The 8,718-nt window shown below is 62.4% G+C and carries 10 protein-coding genes; all 10 read left to right on the top strand.

From position 1 onward, the window contains the following. Positions 1-692: tetratricopeptide repeat protein (locus VF436_RS06575; RefSeq protein ID WP_330903206.1), on the top strand; the 692-nt coding region annotated here is incomplete at its 5' end. A 5-nt stretch (positions 693-697) separates the two neighbouring features. Further along, complete coding sequence (locus tag VF436_RS06570; RefSeq protein ID WP_330903205.1) at positions 698-961, top strand: flagellar biosynthetic protein FliQ; 264 nt, start codon at positions 698-700, stop codon at positions 959-961. A gap of 3 nt (positions 962-964) precedes the next feature. After that, complete coding sequence (locus tag VF436_RS06565) at positions 965-1,723, top strand: flagellar biosynthetic protein FliR (protein WP_330903204.1); 759 nt, start codon at positions 965-967, stop codon at positions 1,721-1,723. Then, positions 1,723-2,796, top strand: coding sequence for an EscU/YscU/HrcU family type III secretion system export apparatus switch protein (locus tag VF436_RS06560; RefSeq protein ID WP_330903203.1), 1,074 nt, complete (start codon positions 1,723-1,725; stop codon positions 2,794-2,796). The genes VF436_RS06565 and VF436_RS06560 overlap by 1 nt, the downstream gene beginning before the upstream one ends. Next, a complete protein-coding gene (gene flhA, locus VF436_RS06555; protein ID WP_330903202.1) occupies positions 2,793-4,856 on the top strand; it encodes a flagellar biosynthesis protein FlhA in 2,064 nt (687 codons plus the stop codon). Before VF436_RS06560 ends, flhA begins: the two co-directional genes overlap by 4 nt. Then, positions 4,853-5,530, top strand: coding sequence for a flagellar hook-basal body complex protein (locus tag VF436_RS06550; RefSeq protein ID WP_330903201.1), 678 nt, complete (start codon positions 4,853-4,855; stop codon positions 5,528-5,530). The genes flhA and VF436_RS06550 overlap by 4 nt, the downstream gene beginning before the upstream one ends. 11 nt (positions 5,531-5,541) lie before the next feature. Next, the gene (locus VF436_RS06545) at positions 5,542-6,309 is read left to right on the top strand and encodes a flagellar hook-basal body complex protein (RefSeq protein WP_330903200.1); all 768 of its coding nucleotides are present in this window, start codon (positions 5,542-5,544) and stop codon (positions 6,307-6,309) included. A 33-nt stretch (positions 6,310-6,342) separates the two neighbouring features. Further along, a complete protein-coding gene (flgA, locus tag VF436_RS06540) occupies positions 6,343-7,023 on the top strand; it encodes a flagellar basal body P-ring formation chaperone FlgA (protein ID WP_330903199.1) in 681 nt (226 codons plus the stop codon). Further along, positions 7,013-7,600, top strand: coding sequence for a flagellar basal body L-ring protein FlgH (locus tag VF436_RS06535; protein WP_330903198.1), 588 nt, complete (start codon positions 7,013-7,015; stop codon positions 7,598-7,600). Before flgA ends, VF436_RS06535 begins: the two co-directional genes overlap by 11 nt. Next, entirely contained in the window at positions 7,597-8,712 is a 1,116-nt protein-coding gene (locus VF436_RS06530; protein ID WP_330903197.1) for a flagellar basal body P-ring protein FlgI, read from the top strand. Before VF436_RS06535 ends, VF436_RS06530 begins: the two co-directional genes overlap by 4 nt. Positions 8,713-8,718: the final 6 nt, after the last annotated feature.

Here is an 8,718-nt window from a genome sequence, read left to right as displayed (position 1 = left end):
TGGAGGGCGTTCGTGGCGCGGAGGTTCGCGGCCTGCGTGCTTTGCTGTGGCTTGACGACGACAATCGCGCGCAGGCGGTGCGTGAGGCCCGGCAAGCCTTGCAAAAGGATCCGGCACAACACGAAGCGGCGATCGTTGAGGCGACGCTTGCGCTGTGGGAGCAACGGCTGGATGAATCTGCAGATGTATTCGGGCAGGTCCTGGTGCGCCATCCTGACTCCGGTCGCGCCCTGTTGGGTTTGGGCCAGGAGCGGATGTTGCGCGGAGACGTTGCTGCCGGCCGTACCCTGATTGAACGTGCCACGAAGGTGATGCCGGATCATCTGGGTACGTGGCACGCATTTGCCTGGTGCCAGTTGATCGAAGGCGATCTGGCCGGCGCGCGAGCGAGTTTTGAACATGCGTTGGCAGTGGATCGCACCTTTGGCGAGACCCATGGCGGTCTGGCACTGGTGCACGCCCTGCGCAGCGAGCGCACCGAGGCTGAGGCGTCGATCCGGCGTGCCATGCGCCTGGATCCGAATGGGCGCACTGCGCGCTATGCCCGGAGTGTGCTGCTATTGGACGAAGGGCTCGTGGACGAAGCCCGTGCCGAAGTTGCGCAACTGATGACGCTGTCGCCCGGTATCGGTGTGGCAATCTCCGCGGATTTTATCTTCCGCTTGCGTGAACTGGTGCGACCGAGGGGCTGAGGCAAATGGACGCCGATATCGCCATGCATCTGTTGGCCCAGACACTGCTTACTGCCGCCAAGGTGTCGGCCCCGATCCTGGTGGCCACCTTGGTGGTGGGTGTGGTGATTTCGATCTTCCAGGTGGTGACGCAGATCCAGGAGATGACACTCACGTTCATCCCCAAGCTGGTGGTGGTGGTCGCGATGTTCCTGGCGCTGGGCGCGTGGATGATGGCCGTGGTGGTGGAGTTCTCCAAGCACCTGTTCGGCCTGGTGGCGGGGATGTAGGCCATGACTTTCGATGCCGCCATATCCCTGCTGCCCTTTGCCATGATGCGCTTCGCGCCATTGATACTGGTTTCGGCGCTCACGCCGTTCAACGCGGTACCAGTGACGATTCGCGTCATCGTGCTGTTGGGTCTGAGCCTGCTCGCGGTGGGGGCTGATCATGCACAGGCGGCCTTGCCCGGCCTGGAGCAGCCCGAAGCATGGCTGTTGGCGATGCTGGGTGAATCGGTGATGGGCCTGTCGCTGAGCCTGGCGGTGATCTTGCCGATGGCGGCGCTGGATTTCGCGGCCAAGGTGGTGGATATCCAGTCTGGCGCCAGTGCGGCCAGCCTGTTCAATCCGACCACGCACATTGTCGAATCGCTTGCTGGCACAGTGATGCAGTGGGCGGGCATGGTGGTGTTCTTTTCGTTGGGTCTGCATCTGTTGCTGATGCGCGGCATGGTGGCGTCGATCGACCAGGTGCCGTTGGGGCACGGTGGCTTGCTGGTCGCGCCGTCGTTATTGCTGGAAAAGCTTTCTTCGCAGTTCCTGCTCGGCCTGATGATCTCCGCGCCGGCCATGCTCGGCTTGTTTGCCATTGACCTGACCGTGGCCTACGCCAGCCGTTCGATGCCGCAGGCCAATATCTATTTCGTGGCGCTGCCGTTGAAGCTGCTGGCCGGCTACGTACTGCTGGCTGGCTCCTTGCGCTTCGCTCCGCCGTTGATCGAGCGGTTGTATCGCGATGCGTTTCCCTTCCTGCGCGGCGGAGTGAGCTGATGGCCACCGACGACCAGGACAAGACCGAACAGCCGACACCCTTCCGCCTGCAAGAGGCGCGCGGGCGCGGCCAGGTGCCGCGTAGTGCGGATTTTGCAGGCGTGGTGGTGGTCGTGGTTTTCAGCATCGCCTTGATCGCCGCCAGCTACGGTACGGCGGCTGCAATTGCTCGCGCAATGACGCGCACCTTGTTGCTCGCCGGCAATGCGCCGTCGCCGTCGGCTGGTTTGTGGGGGTGGTTGCAGCATGCCTTCCAGCCCGTCTGGCAATCCCTGCTTCCGGTAGGGCTGGCGATGCTGGTCGCAGCGGTATTGGCCAACCTGATACAGACCGGTCCGAATTTCAGCGTGACTCCGCTCAAGCCCGATTTCAGTCGCCTGAATCCGGTGCAGGGTGCGCAGCGCCTCTTCTCGTTGCGCGTGGTGTGGGAGCTGTTCAAGCTGCTGCTCAAGCTTGGCTTGCTTGCAACGGTGGGCTGTCTGGTGATTCCTGGCATCGTGCAGCATATGCAGGCTGTGGCCGTTGGTGCTCCCGCCAGCGTGGGTATGGTCTTGCGCGCGGTCTACGTGAAGGTCACGACGTGGGTGCTGGTGTTACTGGGCCTGGTGGCCTTATTCGACCTGTGGTTCAGCCGTCGCGAATATATGCGCAAGTTGCGCATGAGTCGGCGTGACATCAAGGACGAGGTCAAGCGCCGCGAAGGCGATCCGGCCATTCGCTCCAAGCGCCGTCGCCTGATGAGTGAGTTGCTCAAGAGTTCCCGCTCGGTGCAGCGCGTCCCGGAAGCCGATGTGGTGCTGACCAATCCGACCCATCTGGCCGTGGCACTGAAGTATCGACCACGCAGCATGCGTTCGCCTGTAGTACTGGCCAAGGGAAGCGATGCCGTAGCCGCACGCATGCGCATGTCGGCGGCGCAGGCCGGTGTCCCTCTGTTGCGTTCCCCGGAACTGGCGCGTGCGCTCTACAAGAGCTGCAAGATCGATCAGGCCGTGCCGCAGGATCTCTACAAGACGTTGGCGCCGGTGTACCGCTGGCTGATGAAGCGCCCCGGCAACAGGATTTTTTCGTGAATACCTTGTTTGGACAATTATGGAGCGGGAAGCGCGACGTCATCCTCGTCCTGGGGATGATTGCGATCCTGATCATCCTGTTCACGCCCATCCCGGCTGGCTTGCTGGATTTCCTGCTGGTGCTGAACTTCACCTGCGCGCTGCTGGTGTTGCTGATCACCTTTTTCACCGAGACGCCACTGAGCTTTTCCACGTTTCCCTCGTTGCTGCTGATTACGACGCTGTTCCGTCTGGCGCTGAACATCTCGGCGACGCGCCTGATCCTGGATAACGGCAACGCGGGGCGGGTGATCAACGCGATCGGCTCATACGTGGTGGGCGGCAACTATGTGATCGGCCTGGTGGTGTTCCTGATCCTGGTGGTCGTGCAATACGTGGTAGTTACCAGTGGCGCGCAGCGTGTTGCGGAGGTCGCCGCGCGTTTTACGCTGGACAGCATGCCCGGCAAGCAGATGAGCATCGATGCGGACATGAACATGGGGCTCATCGACGAACGCGAAGCCAAACGCCGTCGTGCCATGGTGGAAAAGGAAGCCAATTTCTACGGTGCCATGGATGGCGCGACCAAGTTCGTCAAGGGCGATGCCATCGCCGGCATCATGATCATCCTGATCGACATCGTCGGCGGCCTGGCTGTCGGTATGGTGCAGCGTGGATTGAACTGGAGCGATGCCGCCCATCGTTATACCTTGCTGACCGTGGGCGACGGTATCGTCACGCAGATTCCCTCGCTGGTGATCGCCATCGCCACCGGCATCATCATTACCCGTGCGGCCGCGGATGCGCAGCTGGGCACCGAAATATCCCGCCAGGTTTTGTCCAACTCGCGCACGCTGCTGATCGTGTCGCTGGCACTCGGCGGCTTGCTGATGCTTCCTGGCCTGCCGGCATGGCCGGTACTGCTGGTGCTGCTGTGCGTGGGGGCGCTCACTTTCTATGCGGCACGTACTGGTGAAGCGAGTGAGGCGCCCGAGCAGGAAAAGACCTCGGAGCCTTCGGCCAGGCAGGATGAAGAAGACCTGCACAAGCTGCTGGTAGTCGAGCCGATCGAGATCCATCTCGGGCATGGTATCGCCGCTACATACAAGGCGCGTGGCTTGGATCTGGGCGATCGCATTGCGGCATTTCGCAAGCAATATGCGATGGATGGTGGCTTCATCCTGCCCAAGGTGAAGCTCGTGCAGGGCACTGGCCTGGCCGAGGATGGCTACGAGGTGCATGTGCAGGGTACGCGGGTGGGGCGTGGCGAACTGAGGTTCGATGCGCTGCTGGCGATCAATCCGGGTGGCAAGCGCCCGAAGCTGGAAGGGCGCGAGACGCGCGACCCGGCGTATGGCCTGCCGGCTCAGTGGATCCATCCCGAGCAACGCCAGTACGCGCGTGGCGCCGGCTACACACTGGTGGATCCTGAGACGGTATTGATCACGCACCTGGGCGAAGTAGCTAAGCGCCACGCACCGGAATTGCTGACGCGCGCGGAAACCGAGCGCATGGTGGCACGTGTGCGTGAACAGCAGCCGTCGCTGGTCGATGAGCTGATTCCCGGGGTGATGTCCTATACCGACGTGCAGAAAGTGCTGCAGCAGTTGCTGCGCGAGCACGTCAGCATTCGCAGCATGGAAACCATCCTGGAAGTGCTGGTGGATGCCGGCAAAACGCATAAGCAAACCGATGACCTGGTCGAGCGTGTGCGTGAGCGGCTGGGTCCGGCCATCTGTCAGCGCCTGGGCAATGCACAAGGCGAGTTGCACGTCATCACGCTGGCACAGGATCTTGAACGCGCCATCCTCACGGCAGTACGTCAGCGCGAAGGCGCAGGCAGCCTGGTGGCCGATCTGGCGCAATTGGAAGCCTTGCTCGGAGGCGTTTCCCGTCAGGCTGAAGCCATGATGGCGCGCAGTCATCTTCCCGTCCTGCTTTGCCCCAGCATGGTCCGTCGCCATGTGCGCGCGCTGATCCAGCGCAGCCTGCCGCATGTCACCGTGCTGGGTATCAATGAGGTGCCCTCGACCGTCGTGGTCAAGGCATTCGGAACCGTCACCGCACAGGCCGCCGCATGAGCCATATCGTCTCCGGAATCGCCCGCTTTCTTGCCCAGGATGTCGACGCGCTCGATGTCGTTAGCCAGAACGTGGCCAATATGCGTACCACCGGCTACCGTGCCGAGCGGCTCAAACCGGACTTTCGCACCGGCGACATGGAGCCGGCGCCACGATTGAACCTTGCCGATGGCACGTTGCGCCATACCGGCCAACCGCTGGACGTAGCCTTGCAGGGCGCGGGTTTCTTCGTCATCGATGTTGACGGCCAGCCGATGCTCACGCGCAACGGCCAGTTTCATCTCGACGCCAACAGCCAGCTCGTCGATGTGGCCGGACACCCAGTGATGGGACAGTCTGGACCGATCGTGCTTGAGCACACCCAGGTGCATATCGACGGCAAGGGCCAGATCGTCGATGGCAAGGACGCCATCGATACCTTGCGCGTGGTGGGCGTGGGTACGCCCGACGGACTGCGCGAGATGGGCGACGGACGTTATCTGTACAGCGGGGCCACGGCGGACTGGAACGGCAGCGTGCATCAAGGGGCGCTGGAGCAATCGAACGTGGATCCGGGCATGGAGATCGTGCGCTTGATGGCGCTGACTCGCCATGCGCAATCCGTGCAACGCGCCATCCAGGCCTATGACCAGGCCTTGCAGAACGGCATCAACCATATCGGCGACAACAGCTGAAGGACCGCATCATGATCGACGCGCTTTACATTGCCACGTCGGGCCTGCAGAGCCAGCAGACCCAGATCGATACCTTGTCTAACAACATCTCCAACATGCAGACTCCAGGCTACAAGGCGCAGCGCGTGGCCTTTGGCGACGTGGCTGTCATGTCGCCGGAGCAAGTGCAAGCTGGCCTCACGCCAGAGCGCAGTGGCGCTGGCGCGGAAATCCTTTCCACGCAGACCCTGTTTGCGCAGGGGCAGATGATGCAGACCGGCAAAACCTGGGATATCGCGATCCAGGGCAGTGGATTCCTGGAAGTTGTCGATACGGCTGGTAATCACCTGTACACCCGCGCCGGCCAGTTGCACGTCGATAGCGAGGGTTATCTCGCCGCACCGGACGGCAACCGGCTGGCACAGAACATCCAGATTCCACCGGATGCTACGCAAATCCAGATCGGTCACGACGGGCAGATCTATGCCGTTGTCGGCAATAGCCCTACGCAGACTCTTCTGGGTACGTTCGAGCTCAGTTCGTTTCCGTCGCCCGAAGGGCTGCAATCGGTGGGAAGCAACAACTATGTGCCGACGCAGGCTTCGGGTGATCCGACGGTGGGCAAGCCCAACGACAACGGCAACGGCGCCATCGTGCAGGGCTCGCTGGAGGGTTCCAACGTCGACATGATCAGCGAAATGTCTACGCTGGTGATCGCCCAGCGTGCATACCAGTTGAATGCACGCGTACTCCAGGCATCCGACCAGATTCTGGACACCATCAACAACCTGCGCCAGTAAGCCATGTCGCGTCTGCCCGCCATGATGCTTTGCATGCTTGCCACGACCGTCGCACATGGCACGGCCGCGCCGTCACAGCGCGTGGAGTCGACGCGCGTGATAGCGGCGGCGCGTGCGATGCTGGATACACGGCTAGGCGAGGATGCTGCCCGGGCAGATGTCGCGGTAATCGGTACCCCCGAGGACATCGCCTTGCCGCAGGGTGCGGTCACGTTGCAGGCCCGTGCTCCGATGGGGCGCTGGCCACGTGCCCGCGTGGGCATCCCTGTGGATGTGGGCATCGGCGGCCACGTCGTGCGATCGGCCACGGTGTGGTTTGCCGTCGGTATCCATCGGTCCGTGCTCAGCTACGCCGATGACGCCGCGCCGGGCACGCTGGCTGGCACGCTGAAATTCAGCCAGCAGGATACGGACATTGCCGCATTGCGTGAGATGCCGGTCAGCGATCCTGCGCAACTGGACGGTCGTCGGCTACGTCACCCAGTGCTCGCTGGCACGCCCGTCCAGGCAGCGGATTTCGAACAGGTGCCTGCGGTGGACCGGCAAAGTCGGGTAGAGGTGGATGTGTCGCTCGGAGCCATCCACATGCGCACCCAGGGTACCAGTTCCAGCATGGGCAACGTAGGCGACCTGGTCACCGTACTGGTCGATGGTGCCGAAGCTCCGGTGCGGGCCCGGGTCACGGATAAAGGAGTGGTCGACGTTGTTCAGTAAATACGCTTATCCCACGTTGCTGCTATGTGCCGTGATGGGTGTAGCGCACGCACAGAACGTGCCCGGTTCGATGATTGATCCGGATGCCTACAGCGGCCTGGCGGCCGATCGGCGTGCGCACCAGATTGGCGACACCTTGACCGTGGTGGTGACCGAAACTGCGCGTGCCACTGCCAGCGCTAACACTGATGCCAGTGGCGGTGTGCAACTGGGTGCACGCACGCAGACGCGCAACGGCGGCCATACGTATGGGCTGGGCTTGTCCGGTGACGATGCGGGGCAAGGCAATACCACACGCGCTGGCAGTTTGCAGGCGCAACTGGCTGTGCGCGTGCTGGCGATCGAAGGCGATGGGATGTTGCGTATCCATGGCGCACAGACCGTGGTGATCAATGGCGAGAAGCAGAACTTCGTGCTTACCGGTCTGGTGCGCTCGGAAGATATCTCTACCAACAACACCATTCTTTCCAACCGCATCAGCGAAGCAAACATCGAATACACCGGGCAGGGCGATGTTTCAGCCGCGCAGCGCCACAGCATTCTGTACCGCATCACCCGGTGGCTTGGGCTCATATGAAGAAACTGTTCCTTACATGTTTTTTGGCCTTGATGCCGCTGGCGCATGTGCAGGCCGCGATGGACGGCGTACGCCTCAAGGAAATCGCGCGGGTGGAAGGCGTGCGCGACAATGCCCTGGTCGGCTATGGCCTGGTCATTGGCCTTGCTGGTACCGGCGATACCAGCAAAAACCGTCTGACCATCCAGTCGGTGGCAAACACCCTCAGTCACTTCGGTGTCAACATCGGGCCGGACGATCTCAATAGCCGCAATGTGGCGGCGGTGATGGTCACGGCGACCTTGCCACCTTTTGCCGAGTCTGGCCAGAAGCTGGATGTCTCGGTGTCCTCGCTGGGCGACGCCCGCAGCCTGAGCGGCGGCATCCTGTTGCTTACGCCATTGAACGGCCCGGACAACAAGCTCTACGCGCTCGCCCAAGGCGCGTTGTCCGTGGGAGGGTACGAGGTTCGCGCCTTCGGCAGCTCCGAGCAGAAGAATCATCCGACCGTCGGGCGCGTGCCCGACGGTGCCACGGTCGAGCGTGCCGCGCCACTCGGACTGGCTGATGACGGTCGTACGCTGGACGTGGTGCTGTACCAGCCGGATTTCACGACGGCCGAGCGCGTGGCCGAGTCGCTGCGGCGTAATGCGGGGGTACAGGCGGTTGCCGAACATGCCGGCAAGATCCGCGTGACGTTCGCTACGCCCCCGCAAGACCTGGTTCGCGCCATCTCCATGATCGAGAGCGTGCCGGTGGTGCCGGACGAAGTGGCGCGCGTGGTGGTGAACGAACGCACCGGTACCGTGGTTTCCGGAGGCAATGTGCGCTTGAGCGGCGTCACCATCTCGCAGGGCGATTTGCGTATCCAGGTACAGACCGACTACCTGGTTTCGCAGCCTGACGGTGTGTTGGTCAATCCGTCGCGCAGTATTGGCACGGCCGTGGTGCCGCAGGCCAATATTCACGTAAATGACCCGGAGGCACGCATGGTGAATATTCCCAGCGGTGCAACCGTCGCCGATCTCATCGCGGCGTTGCGTGCCATCCATCTCACGACGCGAGACGTCATCACCATCCTGCAATCGATCAAGGACGCCGGCGCGCTTCGCGGCGAACTGGTCATCCAATAAGGGCAC

Origin of the sequence: Dyella sp., from assembly GCF_036384435.1 — a bacterium.
In the GTDB taxonomy this organism is placed as follows: Bacteria; Pseudomonadota; Gammaproteobacteria; order Xanthomonadales; family Rhodanobacteraceae; genus GSA-30.
The sequence above is the reverse complement of the archived record's forward strand: the minus strand, read 5'-3'. Positions and strand labels throughout refer to the sequence as shown.